Source organism: Pseudarthrobacter sp. rb (assembly GCF_056389225.1).
Genome location: NZ_JBWJAR010000004.1, coordinates 81,429 through 104,007, shown reverse-complemented (window position 1 = coordinate 104,007; position 22,579 = coordinate 81,429). Strand labels below are relative to the sequence as shown.

The window sequence follows — 22,579 nt, the reverse complement described above, 5'->3', positions numbered from 1 at the left end:
CGGTCAGCTTGAAAGTCACGCTTTTCCGCTGATGGCGGACAGCCCGAATGACCGGCGCGCGCCCGCGTCCCGCAGGGAGCCTCACCGTAGAATGGCACCCATGATCGTTGGCATTGGGGTAGACGTAGTAGACATCGAGCGGTTCGGCCGCCAGCTGGAACGGACGCCGGGCTTGAGGGACCGCCTGTTCGTGCCTGCGGAACGTGAGCTGAACACCCGCTCCCTGGCTGCCCGGTTCGCCGCCAAGGAAGCGGTGGCCAAGGTCCTTGGCGCGCCCGCCGGCATGAATTGGCAGGACTGCTGGATCGGCCTCGACCGGAATGGGCCCACGGTCCAGGTGAAGGGCACCGTTCTTGCGGTTGCCGAGGCCAAGGGCGTCAAGCGCTGGCACCTGTCCATCAGCCACGACGGCGGCATCGCCACCGCCACGGTGCTGGCCGAGGGCTGACCAGGCCTCCGCCGCATGATCAGCGCCTACACCGGAACGCAGGTCCGGGCCGCCGAGGAACCCCTCCTGGCGGCCGGCCAGGGGGACGTGCTCATGCAGCGCGCCGCACACGGGCTGGCCGCCGCCGTCGTCAATGAACTCAAGTCCCGCGGCAGCCGCCTGAACGGCTCGCGGGTGGTGGTGCTGGCCGGCACGGGCAACAACGGCGGCGACGGCCTGTTCGCCGGCGCCTTCCTGGCCGCCCGGGGAATGCGAACGACGGCGGTGCTCACCGGGGATGCGGCCCATCCGGCCGGACTGGCAGCCTTCGAGCGTGCCGGCGGCCGGGTGCTGCGGCTCTCCGAAGAAGCACTGCCCGGACTGGCGGCCGAAGCCGCCCGCGCCGACGTCGTGATTGATGCGATGCTGGGAACCGGCGCCAAGGGCGGCCTGCGGGGGAGCGCCGCGGACCTGGTCCAGGCCCTCACCGACGCACGCCGCAGCGGCCTTGTGGTGGCCTGCGACCTTCCCAGCGGCGTCGACGCGGACACCGGCGAGGCCGCCGCGCCCGTCCTGCCGGCCGACCTGACTGTCACGTTCGGGGGAGCGAAGAACGGACTGCTGGCCGACCCCGGCGCCGACCACGCAGGCCGCGTGCTGGTTGTGCCCATCGGGATTGAGGAGCACCTGCCGGAACCCTCCCTGCGTCGGCTCGAGGAAGCCGACATGGCCCGGCTCCTGCCGCGCCCCGCCCGGCGCGCCCAGAAGTACTCCCGCGGCGTCCTGGGCGTAGTGGCCGGATCCGAGGACTACCCCGGCGCTGCGGTCCTCGCCTGCCGGGGAGCACTGGCAGCAGGAGTGGGCATGGTCCGGTACCTCGGTCCGCCGTCCGTGGCCGACCTGGTCCGCCGGTCCTGTCCCGAGGTGGTCTGCAGCACCGGAACCGTCGCGGAGAACCGCGTGCAGGCCTGGCTGGTGGGCTCCGGGATGGGCCCGCACGACCACGAACAGCTGACCCGCGCCCGGGACGCTATTGCATCGGACCTTCCCGTTGTGGCCGATGCCGGTGCGCTGCCCGCCCTGCCTGCCATGCTCGCGCCGCACGTGGTGCTGACCCCGCACGCCGGTGAGTTGGCGTCGCTGTTCCAGCGCCTGGGCCACGGGGAGGACAGGGAAGCTGTGGAAGCAGGCACGCTCGCCGCAGTCCGTCAGGCGGCTGTTCGCACCGGGGCCACCGTCCTGCTCAAAGGTGCCACAACCCTCGTTGCCGCTCCCTGGGGCACCACCTTCAGCCAGGCGGACGGCACGGCCTGGCTCGCCACCGCCGGCAGCGGGGACGTCCTGGCCGGCGTCATCGGTGCGCTGCTCGCCCAGGACGGGTCCGACGTCGGCCGCTTCCGGGATCTGGGCATCGTAGGGGACAGTCGGTGGGCTGCCATCGCCGCGCTGGGTGCCGCGTTGCACGGCAGGGCAGGGAGGGCGGCATCGGAGGCAGCGTCCGGCGGGCCGATCGCCGCTGGCGGAATTGCAGATGCCCTACCCGAAACCTGGGGTAAAGTCAGCATGCTTAGTAACTATGAAGCCTGGAAACGTAATAGTCACAGCCAACCACTACGGTAGGCATTAGTTCGCACCAGCAGCAGGGGCGTTCCAATGCCGTCTGCTGCTGACCAATAAATGAGGAGCACGATGGAAGTCTGGCCTGGAACTGCCTACCCGCTGGGAGCTACCTTTGACGGCACCGGCACCAATTTCGCCCTGTTCAGCGAACGGGCGGAGCGGGTCGAACTCTGCCTCCTGGCCGATGACTTGACCGAGACCCGGATCGAGCTGACCGAAGTGGATGGCTACGTGTGGCACTGCTACCTGCCCCACATCCAGCCCGGCCAGAAGTACGGCTACCGGGTGCACGGGCCGTACGACCCCGCCGGCGGCAACCGCTTCAACCCGAACAAGCTGCTGATGGACCCGTACGCCAAGGCTATCCAGGGCCAGATCGACTGGGACCCCGCTCTGTTCTCCTACGAATTCGGCGACCCCGATTCGCAAAATGACGCCGACTCGGCACCGCACACCATGCACGGTGTGGTCATCAACCCGTTCTTCGAATGGGACGGCGACCGCCAGCTGAAGATCCCGTACCACGAATCGGTGATCTACGAAGCCCACGTCAAGGGCCTCACCGAACTCCACCCGGAGATCCCCGAAGAGCAGCGCGGCACCTATGCCGGCGTTTCCCACCCTGCGGTCATCGACCACATGAAGAAGCTCGGCGTCACCGCGATCGAGCTCATGCCCGTGCACCAGTTCGTCAACGACGGCACCCTGGAAGAGAAGGGCCTCAACAACTACTGGGGCTACAACACCATCGGCTTCTTCGCGCCGCAGAACACCTACAGCTCCACGGGCGATGTGGGGCACCAGGTCCAGGAATTCAAGGCCATGGTCCGCGACCTGCACCGCGCCGGCATCGAAGTGATCCTCGACGTCGTCTACAACCACACGGCCGAAGGCAACCACCTGGGCCCCACGCTGTCCTTCAAGGGCATCGACAACCAGGCCTACTACCGCCTGGTGGACAACGACCTCAAGCACTACATGGACTACACCGGCACCGGCAACTCGCTGAACGTGCGCCACCCGCACTCCCTGCAGCTGCTCATGGATTCCCTGCGCTACTGGGTCACCGAGATGCACGTGGACGGCTTCCGCTTCGACCTCGCCTCCACCCTGGCCCGCGAGTTCTACGACGTGGACAAGCTCTCCACCTTCTTCGAACTCATCCAGCAGGACCCGGTAGTCTCCCAGGTCAAACTGATCGCTGAGCCGTGGGACGTTGGCCCCGGCGGCTACCAGGTGGGCAACTTCCCGCCGCAGTGGACGGAATGGAACGGCAAGTACCGCGACACTGTCCGTGACTTCTGGCGCGGCGAACCCTCCACCCTGGGCGAGTTCGCATCCCGCCTGACCGGTTCCGCGGACCTGTACGAGAGCTCCGCCCGGCGGCCGGTGGCCTCCATCAACTTCGTCACCGCCCACGACGGCTTCACCATGCGGGACCTGGTCTCCTACAACGAGAAGCACAACGACGCCAACGGTGAAGGCAACAACGACGGCGAATCCCACAACCGGTCCTGGAACTGCGGGGTGGAGGGAGACACCGACGACGAGAAGGTGCTGACCCTCCGTGCGCGGCAGCAGCGGAACTTCATCGCCACGCTCCTGCTCTCCCAGGGCGTCCCCATGCTGCTCCACGGTGACGAGCTCGGCCGGACGCAGCAGGGCAACAACAACACCTACTGCCAGGACTCCGAGCTCAGCTGGGTGCACTGGGAAGCCATGGACCAGCCGCTGGTGGAGTTCACGGCCTTCGTCAACAAGCTCCGGCACGACCACCCCACCTTCCGCCGCAGCCGCTTCTTCGACGGACGCCCCGTGCGCCGTGGCGAAGGCGAGAAGCTGCCTGACATCGTCTGGCTCAAGACCGATGGCACCGAAATGCTGCCCGAAGACTGGGGGAGCGGCTTCGGCCGGACCATCGGCGTGTTCTACAACGGCGACGGCATCCAGGAACAGGACTCACGCGGCCGCCGGATCACCGACGACAGCTTCCTCATGGCCTTCAACGCCCACGATGATGAGGTGGACTTCTGCGTTCCGTCCGACGAGTACTCGCAGTACTGGGAAGTCCTGATTGACACTGCCGCCCAGGCCGACGCCTACGAACCGCTCAAGGCCGGCGCCACTTTGACGCTGGACGCGAAGTCCATGGTGGTGCTGCGCGCCTACTCCGGCCCCGAAGCCGAAGTGGACACGTCCGCGGCTGCGTCCCTGGCCTCCATGGCCGAGCACGAGGAGGCCCAGGAGGAGATGGCGGAGGCCCAGACTAAGGCCGCGGAAGCGAGCGAGGCGAGGGCAACGGGCGCCGACAAGAAAGCTAAAGCATGAGGACTCCGGTCTCCACATACCGTTTGCAGATCCGCAGCAGCTTCACCCTGTTTGACGCCGCCGCCAAGGTTCCGTACCTGAAGGACCTCGGCGTGGACTGGGTGTACCTGTCGCCCATCCTCACGGCGGAGAAGGGCTCGGACCACGGTTACGACGTGACCGACCCTTCCGCGGTGGACCCGGACCGCGGCGGCCCGGAAGGCCTGCTGGCACTCTCCAAGGCAGCCCGCGAGCACGGCATGGGCGTCCTGGTGGACATCGTGCCCAACCACGTGGGCGTGGCCACTCCGGTGCAGAACCCGTGGTGGTGGTCGCTGCTCAAGGAAGGCCGCGGGTCGCCGTACGCCGAAGCGTTCGACGTCGACTGGGACCTGGGCGGCGGAAAGGTACGGCTGCCGATGCTCGGCTCGGACGCCGACCTGGACAAGCTCGAGGTCAAGGATGGCGAGCTGCACTACTACGACCACCGGTTCCCGCTGGCCGAGGGCACGTACAGCGAGGGTGACTCCCCGCAGGACGTCCACAGCCGCCAGCACTACCAGCTCATGGACTGGCGCCGTGCCGACGCCGAGCTGAACTACCGGCGCTTCTTTGCGGTCACCACCCTCGCCGGCATCCGGGTGGAAGATCCGTCGGTCTTCGAGAAGGCCCATGCCGAGGTGGGCCGCTGGTTCACCGAAGGCCTGGTGGACGGGCTCCGCGTGGACCACCCGGACGGGCTGGCTGACCCCGCCGGCTATCTCCGCTGGCTCAAGGACCTCAGCGGTGGTGCGTACGTCCTGGTGGAGAAAATCCTCGAACCGGGCGAAGTGCTTCCGCAGGACTTTGCCTGCGAGGGCACCACCGGCTACGACGCACTGGCTGACGTGGACCGGGTGTTTGTTGACCCTGCCGGGCAGCGAGCCCTGGACACGCTGGACGCGTCCTTGCGGGGAACGTCCGGGCCCGCCGATTACGCGGAGATGATCCGTGGCACCAAGCGCATGATCGCCGACGGCATCCTGCGCTCGGAGGTGCTGCGCCTGGCCCGGCTGGTTCCCGAGTCCTACGGCCTCCCCGTGGATCAGGCAGCCGACGCCATCGCTGAGATCATCGCGTCCTTCCCGGTCTACCGGTCGTACCTGCCGGTGGGCGCCGATGTCCTCAAGGAAGCCTGCGAGTCCGCCGCGGCGCACCGGCCGGATCTGGACGTAGCGGTGGGGACCCTCCTGCCGCTGCTGCTGGACCCTGCCAATCCCATCGCCGTCCGGTTCCAGCAGACCTCCGGCATGGTGATGGCCAAGGGCGTGGAGGACACCGCGTTCTACCGCTACACCCGCCTGGGAACCCTGACCGAGGTGGGTGCCGAGCCCACCGAGTTCGCGGTGGCGCCGGAGGAATTCCACCAGCGGATGCAGCGGCGCCAGCAGGAGATGCCGCTGTCCATGACCACCCTGTCAACCCACGACACCAAGCGCAGCGAGGATGCCCGGGCGCGGATCTCGGTCATCGCCGAACTGCCGCAGGAGTGGGCGGAAACGCTGGAGACCCTCCGCGGGCTGGCGCCGATTCCGGACGGTCCGTACGAGAACCTGCTGTGGCAGGCAATCGTCGGTGCGTGGCCGGCAAGCCGGGAGCGGCTGCAGGGCTATGCGGAAAAGGCAGCCAGGGAGGCCGGCAACTCCACCAAGTGGACCGAGCCCAACGAGGACTTCGAGGCCAAGGTCAAGGCTGCCGTGGATGCGGTCTTCGACGACGCCAAGGTGGCCAAGGTGGTTGCGGACTTCGTGGCCCGCATCGACGCCTACTCGGCCGCCAACTCGGTGTCCGCCAAGATGGTCCAGCTGACCATGCCGGGCGTCCCGGATGTCTATCAGGGCAGCGAGTTCTGGGAACGGTCACTCACGGACCCGGACAACCGCCGCCCCGTGGACTTCGCCGCACGGCAGGCAGAGCTGGCAAAGCTCGACGCCGGCGCGTTGCCGGACGCGGGCACAGAGGCCAGCAAGCTGCTGGTCACCTCGCGGGCACTGCGCCTGCGCCGGGACCGTCCGGAACTGTTCCAGGGCTACACGCCGGTGGCCGCCACCGGTGCCGCAGCCGGGCACCTGCTCGCGTTCACCCGCGGAACCGATGCAACCTCCGGTGCCCTGACGCTTGCCACCCGGCTTCCCGCCGGGCTGGAAGCTGCCGGCGGGTGGCGGGACACCGCCGTCGACCTTTCCACTGCCATGCGTGACGAACTCACGGGAGCCAGCTTTGGCCCCGGCCAGGTTTCGGTGGCAGAGGTCCTGGGTACCTACCCCGTGGCCCTGCTGGTACCTGTGGATGGAGAAAAGGCATGACCCTGGTCAACGTAGGACCCGAGCGTTTCGATGTGTGGGCTCCGGACGTTTCATCGGTGGTTTTGCTGGCCGATGGCCGGCAATATCACATGCGGAAGAAGGATACGACGCCCGGATCCGAAGGGTGGTGGACTGCACCTGACGCCCCGGCCGACGGGGATGTGGACTACGGCTACCTGCTGGACGGGGACGCAACCCCTGTTCCGGACCCCCGGTCCCGCCGGCTCCCCTCAGGTGTGCACGAACAGTCCCGGACCTACGATCCCGCCGCCTACGCGTGGCGGGATTCCGGCTGGCGCGGCAAGGACCTGCAGGGCGCTGTCATTTACGAACTGCACGTGGGCACCTTCACCCCTGAAGGAACCCTTGACGCCGCCGTGGAGAAGCTGGGCTACCTGGCAGACCTGGGCATCGACTTCGTGGAGCTGTTGCCGGTCAACGGCTTCAACGGCACCCACAACTGGGGCTACGACGGCGTCCAGTGGTACGCCGTGCACGAAGGCTACGGCGGGCCCGCCGGCTACCAGCGGTTCGTTGACGCCGCGCACGCTGCAGGACTGGGCGTCATCCAGGACGTGGTGTACAACCACCTGGGACCCAGCGGCAACTACCTCCCCAAGTTCGGCCCGTACCTGAAACAGGGCGACGCCAATACGTGGGGCGATTCGGTAAACCTGGACGGTCCCGGCTCGGACGTAGTGCGTGAATACATCCTGGACAACGCCGCCCTGTGGCTGCGCGACTACCACGTGGACGGGCTCCGCCTCGATGCGGTGCACGCGCTGCGGGACGAGCGGGCCATCCACATCCTGGAGGACCTGGGGGCCCTGGGCGACGCCATTTCGGCCGAAACCGGGCTGCCCAAAACCCTTATTGCGGAATCGGACCTCAACAACCCGCGCCTGATCTACCCCCGGGACGTGAACGGGTACGGTCTGGCCGGGCAATGGAGCGACGACTTCCACCACGCCGTCCACGTCAGCGTCAGCGGCGAAACCACCGGCTACTACTCGGACTTCGAATCCCTGGCCGTGCTGGCCAAGGTCCTCAAGGACGGGTTCCTCCACGACGGCAGCTATTCCAGCTTCCGCGGCCGGCACCACGGACGCCCCATCAACGCCTCGCTGGTGCACCCGGCGGCGCTGGTGGTCTGCAACCAGAACCACGACCAGATCGGCAACCGCGCCACGGGGGACAGGCTCTCCCAGTCGCTGTCCTACGGGCAGCTGGCCGTCGCCGCGGTGCTCACGCTGACCTCGCCGTTCACGCCCATGCTGTTCATGGGCGAGGAATACGGGGCCTCCACACCGTGGCAGTTCTTCACCTCGCACCCCGAACCGGAGCTCGGAAAGGCCACCGCGGAAGGGCGCATCAAGGAATTCGAGCGCATGGGGTGGGATCCCGCCGTCGTGCCCGATCCCCAGGATCCGGAAACCTTCCGCCGGTCCAAGCTGGACTGGGCCGAGGCCTCTACGGGCGACCATGCGCGGCTCCTGGACCTGTACCGGTCCTTGACGGCGCTCCGCCGCTCCCATCCGGACCTGGCCGGGCCTGGCTTTGACGGGACAGACGTTTCGTTCGACGACGACGCGGGCTGGCTGCGCTTCCGGCGCGGTTCCGTCGAGGTGCTGGTGAACTTCTCCGACTCGAAGGTACGGCTCGACGGCCCCTCCGGCAGCGTCCTGCTGGCCACGGACGACGGAACCGGGCTGGACGGTGACGCCCTGGCCATGGCGCCCTGGAGTGCAGCGATCATCGCAACCCAACAGGAAGGACAGAACGCATGACCTATTCAGCAGCGGACAACCGCTATGAAACCATGCCCTACCGCCGGGTGGGCCGCAGCGGCCTCAAGCTCCCGGCCATCTCCTTGGGCCTGTGGCACAACTTCGGCGATGACAAGCGCTTCGAGGAACAGCGGGACATCCTCCGCCGCGCCTTCGACCTCGGCGTAAACCACTTCGATCTCGCCAACAACTACGGCCCTCCGGACGGATCCGCGGAAACGAACTTCGGGCGGCACCTGCGGGACGACTTCAAGCCCTACCGCGACGAACTGGTCATCTCCACCAAGGCCGGCTATTACATGTGGCCCGGCCCCTACGGAGAATGGGGTTCCCGCAAGTACCTGATCTCCAGCCTGGACCAGTCGCTGCAACGGATGGGCCTGGACTACGTGGACATCTTCTACAGCCACCGCCCGGACCCCGAAACGCCCATGGAAGAAACCATGGGCGCCCTGGACTACGCTGTCCGGTCCGGCAAGGCACTGTACGCGGGAATCTCCTCCTACACCCCGGAACAGACCCTTGAGGCTGCCCGGATTCTCAAGGAACTCGGTACGCCGCTGCTGATCCACCAGCCCAGCTACTCCATGCTCAACCGCTGGACCGAGGATGGCTCGCCGAACCTGTACGAGGTGCTGGACCAGGTGGGCGCAGGGTCGATCGCCTTCTCGCCCCTGGCACAGGGGATGCTCACGGACCGCTACCTTCACGGCATCCCGGAAGACTCCCGGGCAGCCAAGGCACGTTTTCTCTCCGAGGACTCCATTACGGAGGAGAAGCTGGACCGGGTCCGCGGATTGCGGGAGATCGCCGAGGGCCGCGGGCAGTCCCTGGCCCAGATGGCCATTGCCTGGATCCTGCGCGACCAGCCGAAGGGTTCACCCGTCACATCGGCCCTGGTGGGAGCCTCAAGCGTCCGGCAGCTGGAGGACACGCTGTCCGCCATCAATAACCTCAACTTCACTGATGGGGAGCTTACGGCGATCGATGAATTCGCCGTGGAATCCGATATCAACCTCTGGAAGCAGAACGCCTGAGGCGCTTGTTTCCATTACACAGCGGGACCGGCGGAACAACTGCCGGTCCCGCTGTGTTGGGTAGTATGAAAAGGCGCCGCGCGGCGCCAAGCCAGCCGGCCGCCGTCGTCCATTCCTCGGAGGCCAACCAGGCCGGCTGACGTTTGTCCCCAAAGGAGTTCTGTGTCTTCACATCCCATTCGTGTTGCAATCGTTGGCGTGGGCAACTGCGCCGCCTCGCTGGTGCAGGGCGTCCACTACTACAAGGATGCCGACCCGGCAGAAACCATCCCGGGCCTGATGCACGTTGAGTTTGGCCAGTACCACGTGGGTGACGTCGAGTTCGTCGCCGCGTTCGATGTTGACGGCAAGAAGGTCGGCGTTGACCTGTCCGATGCCATCCTGGCCAGCGAAAACAACACCATCAAGATCGCCGATGTTCCGCCCACGGGTGTCACGGTCCAGCGCGGCCACACCCTGGACGGCCTGGGCAAGTACTACCTCGAGACCATCGAGCAGTCCACCGAAGAGCCCGTGGACGTGGTCCAGGCCCTGAAGGACGCCAAAGCTGACGTCCTGGTCTGCTACCTGCCCGTGGGTTCCCAGCAGGCTGCCGAGTTCTACGCCCAGGCTGCGATCGACGCCGGCGTAGCGTTCGTCAACGCCCTGCCCGTATTCATCGCCGGCACCAAGGAGTGGGCTGACAAGTTCACCGCCGCCGGTGTTCCGATCGTGGGCGACGACATCAAGAGCCAGATCGGTGCCACCATCACGCACCGCGTCATGGCCAAGCTGTTCGAAGACCGCGGCGTGACCCTGGACCGCACGTACCAGCTGAACGTCGGCGGCAACATGGACTTCAAGAACATGCTCGAGCGTGACCGGCTGGAGTCCAAGAAGATTTCCAAGACCCAGGCTGTGACCTCCAATGTGGAGGCCGAGCTGGCTGCCAAGGACGTGCACATTGGCCCGTCCGATTACGTCCAGTGGCTTGATGACCGCAAGTGGGCCTTCGTGCGCCTTGAAGGCCGGAACTTTGGCGACGCCCCTGTGTCCCTGGAGTACAAGCTGGAGGTTTGGGATTCGCCGAACTCCGCAGGGGTGATCATCGATGCGATCCGTGCCGCCAAGATCGGCCTGGACCGCGGCATCGGCGGCCCGCTGCTCTCCGCTTCCAGCTACTTCATGAAGTCCCCGCCGGAGCAGTTCAACGACGACCTCGCCCGCGAGAAGGTCGAAGCCTTCATCCGCGGCGACCTGGAACGCTAAACCCCTTAAAGCCCTGGTTGCTCTATCAGTTTTGGTCCCTAAACCTTTTGGTTAGGGACCAAAACTGATAGAGCAACTGGTGTTTAAGGCTCCCGCAGTGCTGCGCGGATCTGAATCACCGCCCAGCGGAAATCCCTGGCAAGATCGTCGGCATTGAATTTGAAGTACCGCCAGCCTGCAGAGTGAAAGACCGCATCCCGCCGATTGTCGCGTGACTGCTGCTCCCGGGTGAGGTGATGGCCGCCGTCGTACTGGATGCCGATCCTTTGCCGTCGGTAGCCGAGGTCCGCGGCCGGCGAGTGTGCATTATCGGCAAGTATCCGAACCTGAAGTTCAGGCTCCGGCAATCCGGCGTCAACGAGAGCAAGACGCAGAAAGGTTTCGGGTGCGGAATCCGCACCTGCGCGGATCAGTTCGACGGCGGCGCGGGCCTTCACAATGCCCTGCATCTTCGGGTGCCGCTTCAGCATCTCCCGCAGGTCTTGAATCGTTGCCCAAGGCTTGGTGCGAAGCTCGAGTCCGTCGTGCGGCTGCCGGACCAATTGGTCGCCGATTGCCACCGCATGTTCCATGGGAAGCAGGCGGCAAAGGTCCAGCCATGTCCGTGCGGGTGTCGAGATACGGATGCCCTGCCAATCCATGGTCTCATCCTGATGGGCCAGCACGGTGTGCCCTACGACGCCGACCCGCCGGACCTGCGGCAGTGCCCGGGGTTTGCTGAGATGGAGGTCCCGGCAGTCCTGGAGCCACGGCGGGAGCCAGAGCCCCAACAGTTTTGCGGCCGTTACGTGGGATATCCACGCTCCGGGAGTAGCCGCGGAGAGGGCCCGTGCCATTGCTGGAAGTTCGAACTCCCAGCCTGCCGGCAGATACAGGAGGCGTCCGGCCGAAGCCAGGTCGGAAGAACGTAATCGACCCCGGGTGAGGCTGGCTGCCCGCGCCTCAGCGACTGTGAAGGGGATGGCTTCGAGGTGGGCCGGCAGGGGCGAAACAGGACGCATGGGGATCATTGTTTACCGGCAGCCGGTCATCTCGCAGAACTTATCCACACCTCTCGTTGCTCTATCAGATATGGTTCCCAAACCCGGGCTTTAGGGACCAGATCTGATAGAGCAACGAGTTGGGGCTAGGTGAGGCCGACCGGGTTGCCGTCCGCGTCCACGTCCATGCGCAGCGCAGCCGGGACGGCCGGGAGGCCAGGCATCGTCATGACAGCCCCGGTAAGGGCAACGATGAAGCCCGCACCGGTCTTGGGCAGCAGGTCGCGGACGTGGATGGTGAACCCTTTGGGGGCGCCCAGCCGTGAGGCATCGTCCGTGAACGAGTACTGGGTCTTGGCCATGCACACGGGCATCGAACCCCAGCCGTTCCGCTCAATGTCGGCAAGCCGCTTCAGCGCCGGCACGGAGAAGTCCACGCCGTCGGCTCCGTAGATCTCCTGTGCGATGGTGCGGATCTTGTCCTCCACAGACAGCTCCAGGGGATACAGGTGCCGGAAGCTGCTGGGAGCCTCCACCGCCTGCGCAACAAGGGCCGCGAGTTCGTCGCCGCCGTCGCCCCCGCCGCCCCGGCCCCACACGTCGGCGACGGCGGCGCGCACGCCCTCGGCTGCGCACCACTTCAGCAGCCAGTCGAGTTCCTCCGGCGCATCGGAAGAGAACTTGTTGATGGCCACCACGGGGGTGACTCCGAACTTCTCCACGTTGTGCACGTGCCGGCGCAGGTTAACCACCCCGGCCTCCAGGGCAGCGACATCCGGGCGGGCCAACTGGTCCTTGGCCACCCCGCCCTGCATCTTCAGGGCGCGCACCGTTGCCACCACCACGACCGCGGACGGGGCCAGGCCGCCGTACCGCGCCTTGATGTCCATGAACTTTTCGGCGCCCAGGTCAGCCCCGAAGCCGGCTTCGGTGACCACGATGTCCGCCAGCCGCCGGGCGGTCTGCGTGGCAATGAGCGAATTGCAGCCGTGGGCGATATTGGCGAAGGGGCCGCCGTGGACCAGGGCGGGGGTGCCGGCGATGGTCTGCACCAGGTTGGGCTTGACCGCCTCCTTCAGGAGCAGCGTCAGCGCCCCCTCCACGCCGAGGTCTGCCACGGTCACCGGTGCCCGGTCGTAGGTGTAGCCGAACGTGATCCGGCCCAGCCGTGAGCGGAGGTCCGCCAGGTCCGTGGCGAGGCAGAAGACAGCCATGATTTCGGAAGCCACGGTGATGTCGAAACCGTCCTGCCGCGGCACGCCCTGCGTCGGTCCGCCCAGTCCGATGACCACTTCCCGCAGGGAGCGGTCGTTCATGTCCAGCACGCGTTTGAACGTCATCCTGCGCGGATCGATGTTCAGCGCGTTGCCTTGGTAGATGTGGTTGTCCACCAGTGCCATCAGGGCGTTGTTGGCCGAAGTGATCGCATGGAAATCGCCGGTGAAGTGCAGGTTGATCTCGTCCATGGGCAGCACCTGCGAGTAGCCGCCGCCGGTCGCGCCCCCCTTCATGCCCAACACCGGCCCCAGGGACGGTTCCCGCAGCGCGATCATCACCTTGTGGCCGGCGCGGGCCAGTGAATCCGCCAGCCCCACAGTGGTGGTGGATTTGCCCTCGCCGGCCGGCGTGGGCGACATGGCCGAGACCAGCACCACCCTGCCGTGCGGAGCAGGGGCCGCAAGCCGGGCGGGATCGATTTTCGCCTTGTACCGCCCGTACTGTTCCAGAGCATCGGCATTGACCCCGGCCGCAGCCGCGATGTCCCCGATAGGGCGGATGCGGGCGGCGCGGGCTATTTCCAGATCAGAGGGGAGAGCAGACATCCTTGTCCTTTCCTGCGCAGTCTTTTCCTGCACCGGCCGGCGCCGGAGACCTGCCCCTAAGCTAACAGCACCCGGCTCCAACGGCACCCGATACCAGCAGCGGCCTGCGAAGAACCGTCAGGAAGCCGGAACCACCGGGGCCAGGCGGCGGCCCACAAAGTTGTCGACGGCGGCATGGTAGCTTTCCAGCGTTATGGCGGCAGTGCGCTGCCATCCTGAGTTCTGGGCACGGATGGCGGCGGCGCGGCCCAGGTCCTCGCGGGTGGCGGGGTCGTCGTACAGGGATTCCAGGGCATCGGCCCAGTCCGCAGCATGGTGGCCGTCCACCAGGAGCCCGGTCCGGCCGTGGAAGATGGCGCGGGAGAGCCCGCCAACCCGGGTGGCCACCACGGGCGTCCCGCAGGCCTGGGCCTCGAGTGCCACGAGCCCGAAGGATTCACTGAAGGAAGGCATGACCACGACGTCGGCCGCACGGAACCAGGACGCCAGCTCAGGTGCCTTCACCGGCGGAAGCTGCGTGACGACGTCGTCCATTCCCGCCTCAGCCACCAGGCAGCGGAGGTTGAATTCCTTGTTGCCGCTCAACGCACCGAGGATGGTGACGCGCAGGTCAATGTCCGGGCGGCGTTTCCGCAGCAGCGCCGCGGCTTTGACCAGGACCTGGGGGCCCTTCAGGCGCTGGATGCGGCCGGCGAACACCAGGTGGAACGTGTCGGGGCTGACGCCGTGCTCCGCCCTGGACCGTGCCCGGAACGCGGGGGTGAACGTGGCCAGGTCCACACCGGGTGGCGCGATGTCGATGCGGTCGTAGGTGGCGCCGTAGTGGGACACGAGTTCGGCGGCCTCGGAGCTGGTGTTGGCAATAAGCCTGGCCGCGCCGTCGACGATGCGGTGCTCGCCCAGTTCGCGGCGCCGGGGCTCCGGCTGCTCACCGGACTCCAGCAACAGGTTCTTGACCTTGGCCATGGTGTGCATGGTGTGGACCAACGGAACGCCCCACAGCTCGGACAGCTCCAGCCCGGCTATCCCGGACACCCAGTAGTGGGAATGGAGGACGTCGTACCGGCCGTGCGGCTGGCGGCGGCGGATCTGCTCAATTTCCGCGACCATGGCGTGCAGCAGCCCGGGAAGTTCCTCCTTGGGGATCTTCCTGGGCGGCCCGGCCAGGACGTTGTGCACGCACACGCCGGGGTCGGGATGCTCGACGGCGGGCTGGTCGGCTGAGGTGGCCCGCGTGAAGATCTCCACTTCCACGCCTGCCTCGGCCAGTGCCGAGGCCAGCTCGCGGATGTAGACGTTCATTCCGCCGGCATCACCGGAGCCGGGCTGTTCCATGGGGGAGGTGTGGAGGGAAAGCAAAGCGACCCTGCGGATCAGTGCCACGGGACCTCCTTCCGGCCGCCGGCGCGTGTCAGGGGAGCCGGCTCAGTGCACATCCGGTAAAACATTACTCCTTCCCCTAACGCCCACCGCCCTCCCACATCTTCCCCAAAACCGGAAACGCCCGCTGATAACCGGCCATCAGCTTCGCGGCCAGGTCCGCCGAATCCACGAGCGGGTGCCGGGCGAAGGCCTCGACGGCGGCATCCCGGTTGCCGGTGCCCGCGGCCAGGACAACGAGCCGTTCCACCTCCTTGACCTGCCGGAGCAGGCCCAGCTGTGGTTCCGGCGGTTCCTGCTGGGGCAACGGCACGGCTCCGGCCGGGGTGACGGTGCAGGGGACTTCGACGACGGCGTCCGACGGCAGGCCGGGAATGGCGGGTTGGAGCAGGTCACGGTTGCCGGGGCGTGGCGGGGGTGCCGACGGGGCCTGCAGAGCGTTGACAGTGTTGAGGATCAGTTGGGTATCGCCCCCGCCAGCCAGTGCTTGCATCGCCGCCAGCGCCACCCGTTCGTAGCCACCGCCGGCCAGGTCCTCCTCGTTCCGGCGCTCGCCGTCGTGCCGGGCCTCGGCCAGGTACCCCTCTTCGCGGGAGCGCCGCGCCGCCTCCCACAGCCGGTATGCGTCCGGGCCCGCGGCGGCCAGCCGCGGATACAGCTCCTGCTGCTGGTTGTGGATGGTCTGCCCGCGGGTGCGTGCCATGGCCTGCATTGCCTGCCGGGCCGAATCGCGCTGGTAGTAGTAATACAGGTATTCGTTGGGCAGCATGCTGAGTCCGGCAAGGAACGGTTGCGGGAAGAGCCGGCCTTCCTCGAACGACTGGAGCGCCCCGGCGTCAGCCAGCAGGCCGGGCAGTACGTCCCGTCCGCCGGACTCCAGCCGGTACAGCCAGCCCAGGTGGTTCAACCCGTAGTAGCCCACGCCGTCGAGCCGTCCCTCCGGCAACGGGACACCCGCAGCCCGTGCCGCCCGGTGCACCAGCCCTCCCGCGGAGTCGCAGATCCCGATGACCCGGTTCCCCAGGACAGGGCGCAAGGCCTCGGTGACTATTCCGGCCGGATTGGTGAAGTTGACCAGCCATGCGTCCGGGCAGTGCTCGCGCATCAGCAGGGCAAGGCCCACCATGTGCCGGATGGTCCGCAAAGCGTAGGAAATCCCGCCGGCCCCGGTGGTTTCCTGGCCCAGCAGCCCGAGGTCCTGTGCCACCTTCTCATCGGCCACACGACCCGCGGTGCCGCCGGGCCGGATCGCGGCGAAGACCATGGAGGTGCCGGAGAGGGCAGCGGAAAGATCTGTGGTGCCATGCACCGGAAGGTGTGCACCCTGGCCTGCCGGCATGCTGCGCAGCACGGCGGTGACGGCATCCAGGCGGGCGGGATCGACGTCGTACAGCACCAGCTCCGTGACCAGGCCGGAAAAGGGCCCGGACACCAACGCCCGGTAGATGAGCGGCACCCTGAAACCCCCGCCGCCGGCAATCAGAAGCCGCATGGATGCAGTCTAGGACCAGCCTCCGACACCGTGTCCATACCGTGTCCAAGGCCCCTACCGGAGCACTGCCGCGCGGCGTATCCTGCGCACTATGGACGCGATGCCAGCCCGCCCCTTCGATCCTCTGGCTGCCGTCCGCCCGCCGGGGGAACCCGGATTCGATCTCCTGCTGGCCGGGACCGTTTTCCAGGACATCATCTTTACCGGCCTCCCGCACGGGCCCGAACCAGGTACGGAAATCTGGAGTGACGGCATGGGCAGCTGTCCCGGAGGGGTGGCCAACCAGGCCATCGCCGCCGCGCGGCTGGGCCTGCGCACCGGCCTGGCAGCGGCGTTCGGGGACGACGGATACGGCGACTTCAACTGGAAGATCCTCTCCGGCCAGGAGCACGTTGACCTCAGCCTCTCCCGCCGCGTCCCGGGCTGGCACTCGCCGGTGACGGTGTCCCTCTGCGTGGACGGCGACCGTTCCCTGGTAACCCACGGACACTCGGCGCCGGTGACAAACTCCGAGCTGATTGGAGACCCGCCCCAGGCGCGCGCCGGCATCGCCGAGGTGGGCCTTGAGGTTGAGCCGTGGGCCCGGGCAGCCCATGCCGCCGGGGTGAGGCTGTTCGGGGACGTGGGGTGGGATCCCAGCGGCGAGTGGGCGCCCGTGCGGCTCGACAACCTGCAGTACTTTTACGCCTTCCTGCCCAACCAGCGCGAGGCCATGGCGTTCACCGGCAAGGACAATCCGTGGAGTGCGCTCTACGCTCTCGCGGACCGGGTACCGGTGGCCGTGGTGACCCTGGGAGCGCAGGGGGCCATGGCCGTCGACTCTGAAACCGGGGAGGAGGAGTGGGTCCCGTCGCTTCCGGTCAAGGCGCACGACCCCACGGGAGCCGGTGACTGCTTCGACGCAGCGTTCATCGTGGGCACCCTGGCCGGTTGGCCGCTGGGGGACAGGCTGCGGTTTGCCAACCTGTGCGCCTCCCTGGCCGTGCAGGAGGTTGGCGGATCCCTGGCCGCCCCTGGCTGGGGGGACATCGCTGACTGGTGGAAGCGCGCCAACGCCCGCCCCGAACGGCAGATGAGCCAATGGCTGCGGCGCTTCGGATTCCTCGCGGACATCATCGAGGACGTGCCGCTGGCGGCCCAGCGCCGGGCGGCGGCCACCATCGCGCACCTGTCGGACGCCTGAGGAGCGCCGGACGCCCGATTATTCGGCGCGAAGTGCCCGCACTAGAATCAGTTGGGTGACCTACCCCGCAACAACCGGTGAATTCAGCGCTGCCTCCGGGCCGGACCCCCGCCATGAGCGGTCCGCCGTGATCGACCTGGAGGCCATCCGGCACAACGTCCGCCGGCTTGCCGCCGCTGCTTCCCCCGCGAAAGTCATGGCCGTGGTCAAGGCCGATGCGTACGGGCACGGCGCGGTCCCCGTGGCCCGTGCAGCCCTGCAGGCCGGCGCGTCCTGGCTGGGCGTGGCGCACATTTCCGAGGCCCTCGCGCTCCGCGCCGCCGGCATCGACGCGCCCCTCCTCGCCTGGCTGCACACCACCGACAGCAACTTCGGCGCCGCCGTGGCTGCCGGCGTCGACATCGGCTGCTCGGGCTGGGAGCTGGAACGCATCGTGGCCGCCGCCCGCGAACAGGAACGTCCCGCACGGGTGCACCTCAAGGTGGACACCGGGCTGGGCCGCAACGGCGCAACGCCCGAGGCATGGGACCGCCTGGTGGGGGAGGCCGTGGAGTACCAGGACCAGGGGCTGCTGCGCGTGGTGGGCATCTTCTCGCACCTGGCCGTGGCTGATGAGCCGGAGCGGCCCGAGACGGACCAGCAAGTGGCCGCATTCCGGGAGGCCCTGGCCATTGCCGAGGACGCGGGCGTGGATCCTGAGGTCCGGCACCTTGCCAACACCCCCGCCACCCTTTCCCGGCCCGATACCCACTTCGACATGGTCCGTGTGGGCCTGGGCATCTACGGGCTTTCGCCATTCGACGGGCAGACGTCCGCGGAGTTGGGCCTCCGCCCCGCCATGACGCTGCGCACCCTGGTGTCGCAGTGCAAAGAGGTGCCCGAGGGGCAGGGCGTCTCCTACGGGCTGCATTACCGCACCAGGACGGCGAGCACCCTGGCGCTGATTCCGCTGGGCTATGCCGACGGCGTCCCCCGCGTCGCCACCGGCGGCCCCGTCCGCGTGGCCGGGAAAACCTACCCCGTAGTAGGGCGGATCGCCATGGACCAGATGGTCATCGACCTGGGTCCGGAGGCATCGGGCGCCACGTTGCAGGGCGCGGAGGCGGAGCTGTTCGGTAACGGGGCCGACGGCGGACCCACGGTTGACGACTGGGCACGCGCCGCCGGGACCATCAACTACGAGGTCGTGACCAGGATCAGTCCCCGTGTTCCCCGCCGCTTCATCAACGAAGACGAGCGCGCGGAAGCCGGCCACACCCTGGCGGGCGTCCCCGGCAAGGCGGGAGCGGCATGAGCACGCCCGAAGAACTGCCCGCCAACTGGGAAAAGACCTTCACGGCGACGACGGCGGAACAGACGCACGCTTTCGGCGCACGCCTGGCGGAGGTACTGCAGGCCGGGGACCTGCTGGTGCTGTCCGGCGAGCTGGGTGCCGGGAAAACCACCTTCACCCAGGGCCTGGGCGAAGGCCTGGGTGTCCGCCCGGGCATCATCTCTCCGACGTTCGTCCTGGTCCGGATCCATCCCAATCTGCCGGACGGCCCGCGTCCGGGCGGTCCGGACCTGGTGCACGTGGACGCCTACCGGCTGGGCTCGGCGGCGGAGATTGATGACATCGACCTCGAAAACACCATGGATTCCTCGGTGACGGTGGTGGAGTGGGGACATGAGCGCGTGGAGCACCTGAGCGACAGCCGGCTGGAGATCGACCTGCACCGTGCGATTGGCCTGGGCAGCGCCGCGGCGGGCACCTCCGCAAGCCTGGACTTCGACGCCGAAGACACCGATGAGCCCCGCACCATCGTGATGCGCGGGTACGGGCCGCGGTGGGCCGCCGTTCCCGAACTGGCCGGACCCGACGGGGGAGCGGCATGCTGATCCTCGCTATTGACACGTCGGCGGTGGCCAGCGCTGCGCTGGTCACCGATGATGCCCCGGAAAGCGTGCTGGCCAGCTTCGCCACGGAGGACACCCGCAGCCACGCTGAGGTGCTTGCCCCCGGAATCCACGCCATGCTGGCATCAGCGGGCGTGACCGGGCAGGACGTGGACGCCCTGGTGGTGGGCGTTGGTCCGGGCCCCTTCACCGGGCTGCGCTCCGGCATTGCCACCGCCCGCACCCTGGCCTTCGTGTGGGGCAAACCGTTGCATGGCCTGGTGAGCCTGGACGCGATGGCCCTGGAAGTTGCGGAGTCCACCGCCGCCGTATCCGAGTTCCTGGTGGTGACGGACGCACGCCGCAAAGAGGTCTATTGGGCCCGGTACAGCCTGGGTGACGGCCAGCTGCCCGTGCTGGAGGATGGCCCCCACGTCGGGTTCGCATCTGACCTCCCTGCCCTGCCTGCGTTCGGCGCCGGCGCGGGACTCTACGCCAGCGTGCTCCAGGCCCACCCGGATTTCGCCGCGGAGCAACCGGACGCCCTGTACCTTGGCCAGTTCGCCCTGGCACGGCTGGCGGCAGGACACACCCTGCTGGACTCCACCCCCCTGTACCTGCGGGAATCCGACGCGCAGGTCCCCGGACCACGGAAGCGGGCATTGTGAGCAGCACTCCGGACCCACGCGCGGCGGACGTCACCGTCCGCGACATGACGCTGGATGATGTGCCTGCCGTCGGTGCACTGGAACACAAGCTCTTTCCCATTGATGCGTGGCCCGTGCAGATGTTCCTGGATGAGCTCTCCCAGCCGGAGACCCGCCGCTACCTGGTGGCGGAGACCAGCGGCGGCATCGTGGGCTACGCCGGCCTGATGTGCATCGAACCCATCGCGGACGTCCAGACCATCGCCGTCGTCCCCGACTACGAAGGCCGCGGCATCGGCAGCACGCTGCTCACGCAGCTGATCGACGAGGCCCGGCACCGCGGCGCCGCCGACGTCCTGCTCGAGGTCCGCGCCGACAACCCCCGGGCACAACAGCTCTACCTGCGGTTCGGCTTCGAACAGATCCACGTCCGCCCGCGCTACTACCGGGACGGCGTGGATGCCCTCATCATGCGGCTCCAGCTGCCCGCGGCACACCCTGAAGGACACGAAGCAACGGAGGCAGGCCAGGCATGAACCGTACGCAGCCCCTGGTACTGGGCATCGAATCATCCTGCGACGAAACCGGCGTCGGCCTCGTCCGCGGCACCACCCTCCTGACCAACACGGTCTCTTCCTCCATGGACGAGCACGTCCGCTTCGGTGGAGTCATCCCCGAGATCGCTTCCCGCGCCCACCTCGACGCCTTTGTTCCCACCCTGGAACAGGCCCTCGCGGACGCCGGCGTCACCCTGGACCAGGTGGACGCGATCGCCGTCACCTCCGGGCCCGGGCTTGCCGGCGCGCTGATGGTGGGTGTGTGTGCTGCCAAGGCGCTTGCCGTGGCCACCGGAAAGCCGCTTTACGCCATCAACCACCTGGTGGCGCATGTGGGCGTGGGGCTCCTGGACGACCGCGCCACGGGCCGCAGGCAGGAGCTGCCGGAGAACCTGGGCGCCCTGCTGGTCTCGGGCGGCCACACCGAAATCCTGCGCATCAACAGCATCACCAGCGATGTGGAGCTCCTGGGCTCCACCATTGACGACGCCGCGGGCGAGGCCTACGACAAAGTGGCCCGCATCCTGGGACTTGGCTACCCCGGCGGACCGGCCATCGACAAGATGGCCCGTACCGGCAACCCCAAGGCAATCCGCTTCCCCCGAGGCCTGACCCAGCCCAAGTACATGGGCACGGCCGATGAACCCGGCCCCCACCGGTACGACTGGTCCTTCAGCGGCCTGAAGACGGCCGTGGCCCGGTGCGTGGAGCAGTTCGAGGCCCGTGGCGAAGAGATTCCGGTGGCCGACATTGCCGCAGCGTTCCAGGAGGCTGTGGTGGATGTGATCTCCTCCAAGGCGGTCCTGGCCTGCCGCGAGCAGGGCATCAAGGATGTCCTGCTGGGCGGCGGCGTGGCGGCAAACTCCCGCCTTCGTGAACTGACCGGGCAACGCTGCGCCTCCGCCGGCATCCGGCTGCACGTTCCCCCGCTGGACCTGTGCACGGACAACGGCGCCATGGTGGCCGCGCTTGGCGCCCAGCTGGTGATGGCCGGTGCCGAACCCAGCGGCATCGAATTCGCCCCGGACTCCTCGATGCCCGTCACCTCGGTGTCGCTTCCGGCCTGACCTCGGGCAACTCAGGCGGTGAGAGTGGCGATGACGAGCAACGCCAGGTCATGCAGCCCGTGGGCGGTTCCGGTGGAGAACGTTGAGCAATGCCGGATCCTTAGGCGGGCCATGCCCCACAGCACGCCGAAGAGCATGGTCATCAGCACCTGGAGCACGTCCTGTCCGCCAGGGTAGTGCCACACCCCGAAGAGCACCGAAGACAGCAGGACAGCGGCCGCATCGGAGTGCATGTTTCGGCGCATTGCGCCCAGAACGTAGCCCCGCCAGATGAGCTCCTCCCCAAAGCCCACCAGCAGGAAACTGCGGAAGGCCGCGTACAGGAAGAACAGCAGCCCGGCCTCCCCTTCGCCGAACATACGGAAGCCCAGGGCTGCCGAAGCGACGGTTAGGGCCAGTGTGGCGGCCAAGAGCGCCAGGGCGGTGAGAAGCTGCCGCACGGCATGCCGCGTCGAGAACCCGACGGCGGCGGCCAGGGAGATGCCCTCAAACCGGGCCGCCAAGGCTACGGCACCAAAGAAGACTGCGAACGGCGCCAGATTCGCGGCGACTTGTACGGGCAGTTCTGCGTTGCCGGTGACACGACCCACAACGGGCCAGAGTGCCGCCACCGCGAACAGGACCAGCAGCACGGCAAAAAGTGGCAAGACCCGGCGGGGACGCTTAACCTCGGCAGGAGCGGTCGACATCCGGCCTTCCTTCCCGCCGAAACCCACACGACTACGGGACAAGGATCACCCCGCGCTGCAGGTCTTGGCAGGGTCCTAAGTCCTCCGTCAATCCCTGCGATGCTCCATCAGATAT

Annotated in this window: 18 protein-coding genes; 13 read left to right on the top strand and 5 right to left on the bottom strand. The window is 67.5% G+C overall.

The genetic code is table 11. The features are described 5' to 3' along the window. The first annotated feature begins 100 nt into the window (after nt 1-100). The 7 genes from ACWRN3_RS07220 to ACWRN3_RS07190 all read left to right on the top strand — a co-directional run bounded on the left by ACWRN3_RS07220 (nt 101) and on the right by ACWRN3_RS07190 (nt 10,771). Nucleotides 101-448 carry a holo-ACP synthase gene (locus ACWRN3_RS07220; protein ID WP_159631405.1) on the top strand — a complete coding sequence of 116 codons (348 nt, stop codon included), beginning with the start codon at nt 101-103 and terminating at the stop codon, nt 446-448. Between the two features lie 15 nt (nt 449-463). Then, nucleotides 464-2,047, top strand: coding sequence for an NAD(P)H-hydrate epimerase (locus ACWRN3_RS07215; RefSeq protein WP_476740238.1), 1,584 nt, complete (start codon nt 464-466; stop codon nt 2,045-2,047). Between the two features lie 69 nt (nt 2,048-2,116). Further along, nucleotides 2,117-4,375, top strand: coding sequence for a glycogen debranching protein GlgX (gene glgX / locus ACWRN3_RS07210; RefSeq protein ID WP_476740237.1), 2,259 nt, complete (start codon nt 2,117-2,119; stop codon nt 4,373-4,375). Continuing rightward, nucleotides 4,372-6,699, top strand: coding sequence for a malto-oligosyltrehalose synthase (gene treY, locus ACWRN3_RS07205; protein ID WP_476740236.1), 2,328 nt, complete (start codon nt 4,372-4,374; stop codon nt 6,697-6,699). The genes glgX and treY overlap by 4 nt, the downstream gene beginning before the upstream one ends. Continuing rightward, the gene (gene treZ, locus ACWRN3_RS07200) at nt 6,696-8,486 is read left to right on the top strand and encodes a malto-oligosyltrehalose trehalohydrolase (RefSeq protein ID WP_476740235.1); all 1,791 of its coding nucleotides are present in this window, start codon (nt 6,696-6,698) and stop codon (nt 8,484-8,486) included. Before treY ends, treZ begins: the two co-directional genes overlap by 4 nt. Continuing rightward, nucleotides 8,483-9,523 (top strand): L-glyceraldehyde 3-phosphate reductase, encoded by a 1,041-nt coding sequence (mgrA, locus tag ACWRN3_RS07195; RefSeq protein WP_476740234.1) that lies wholly within the window; start codon nt 8,483-8,485, stop codon nt 9,521-9,523. The genes treZ and mgrA overlap by 4 nt, the downstream gene beginning before the upstream one ends. Before the next feature lie 162 nt (nt 9,524-9,685). After that, a complete protein-coding gene (locus ACWRN3_RS07190; protein ID WP_141159814.1) occupies nt 9,686-10,771 on the top strand; it encodes an inositol-3-phosphate synthase in 1,086 nt (361 codons plus the stop codon). An 83-nt stretch (nt 10,772-10,854) separates the two neighbouring features. On the opposite strand, the gene ACWRN3_RS07185 is transcribed toward ACWRN3_RS07190, so the two are convergent. The 4 genes from ACWRN3_RS07185 to ACWRN3_RS07170 all read right to left on the bottom strand — a co-directional run bounded on the left by ACWRN3_RS07185 (nt 10,855) and on the right by ACWRN3_RS07170 (nt 16,446). After that, nucleotides 10,855-11,436, bottom strand: a complete 582-nt coding sequence (locus ACWRN3_RS07185; protein ID WP_476740233.1) for an endonuclease domain-containing protein — start codon at nt 11,434-11,436, stop codon at nt 10,855-10,857. Between the two features lie 461 nt (nt 11,437-11,897). Then, a complete protein-coding gene (locus ACWRN3_RS07180; RefSeq protein WP_476740232.1) occupies nt 11,898-13,574 on the bottom strand; it encodes a formate--tetrahydrofolate ligase in 1,677 nt (558 codons plus the stop codon). Between the two features lie 117 nt (nt 13,575-13,691). Next, nucleotides 13,692-14,957 (bottom strand): D-inositol-3-phosphate glycosyltransferase, encoded by a 1,266-nt coding sequence (gene mshA / locus ACWRN3_RS07175; protein ID WP_476740231.1) that lies wholly within the window; start codon nt 14,955-14,957, stop codon nt 13,692-13,694. A gap of 76 nt (nt 14,958-15,033) precedes the next feature. Beyond that, nucleotides 15,034-16,446, bottom strand: a complete 1,413-nt coding sequence (locus ACWRN3_RS07170; RefSeq protein ID WP_476740230.1) for a family 4 glycosyl hydrolase — start codon at nt 16,444-16,446, stop codon at nt 15,034-15,036. A gap of 91 nt (nt 16,447-16,537) precedes the next feature. Here ACWRN3_RS07170 and ACWRN3_RS07165 point away from each other — a divergent pair, with 91 nt between their 5' ends. The 6 genes from ACWRN3_RS07165 to tsaD are packed head-to-tail and all read left to right on the top strand — an operon-like array spanning nt 16,538 to nt 21,775. Next, nucleotides 16,538-17,629, top strand: coding sequence for a carbohydrate kinase family protein (locus ACWRN3_RS07165; RefSeq protein ID WP_255172795.1), 1,092 nt, complete (start codon nt 16,538-16,540; stop codon nt 17,627-17,629). Nucleotides 17,630-17,684: 55 nt separating this feature from the next. Next, nucleotides 17,685-18,923, top strand: a complete 1,239-nt coding sequence (alr, locus tag ACWRN3_RS07160; RefSeq protein ID WP_159631416.1) for an alanine racemase — start codon at nt 17,685-17,687, stop codon at nt 18,921-18,923. Beyond that, nucleotides 18,920-19,507 (top strand): tRNA (adenosine(37)-N6)-threonylcarbamoyltransferase complex ATPase subunit type 1 TsaE, encoded by a 588-nt coding sequence (tsaE, locus tag ACWRN3_RS07155; RefSeq protein ID WP_476740229.1) that lies wholly within the window; start codon nt 18,920-18,922, stop codon nt 19,505-19,507. Before alr ends, tsaE begins: the two co-directional genes overlap by 4 nt. Further along, complete coding sequence (gene tsaB, locus ACWRN3_RS07150; RefSeq protein WP_476740228.1) at nt 19,501-20,172, top strand: tRNA (adenosine(37)-N6)-threonylcarbamoyltransferase complex dimerization subunit type 1 TsaB; 672 nt, start codon at nt 19,501-19,503, stop codon at nt 20,170-20,172. Before tsaE ends, tsaB begins: the two co-directional genes overlap by 7 nt. A gap of 44 nt (nt 20,173-20,216) precedes the next feature. Further along, nucleotides 20,217-20,687, top strand: coding sequence for a ribosomal protein S18-alanine N-acetyltransferase (rimI, locus tag ACWRN3_RS07145; protein ID WP_476740344.1), 471 nt, complete (start codon nt 20,217-20,219; stop codon nt 20,685-20,687). Further along, nucleotides 20,684-21,775: a tRNA (adenosine(37)-N6)-threonylcarbamoyltransferase complex transferase subunit TsaD gene (tsaD, locus tag ACWRN3_RS07140; RefSeq protein ID WP_476740227.1), complete on the top strand. Its 1,092-nt coding sequence runs from the start codon at nt 20,684-20,686 to the stop codon at nt 21,773-21,775. Before rimI ends, tsaD begins: the two co-directional genes overlap by 4 nt. A gap of 11 nt (nt 21,776-21,786) precedes the next feature. Here tsaD and ACWRN3_RS07135 read toward each other — a convergent pair whose 3' ends face one another. Beyond that, a complete protein-coding gene (locus ACWRN3_RS07135) occupies nt 21,787-22,464 on the bottom strand; it encodes a CPBP family intramembrane glutamic endopeptidase (protein WP_476740226.1) in 678 nt (225 codons plus the stop codon). Nucleotides 22,465-22,579 lie beyond the last annotated feature (115 nt).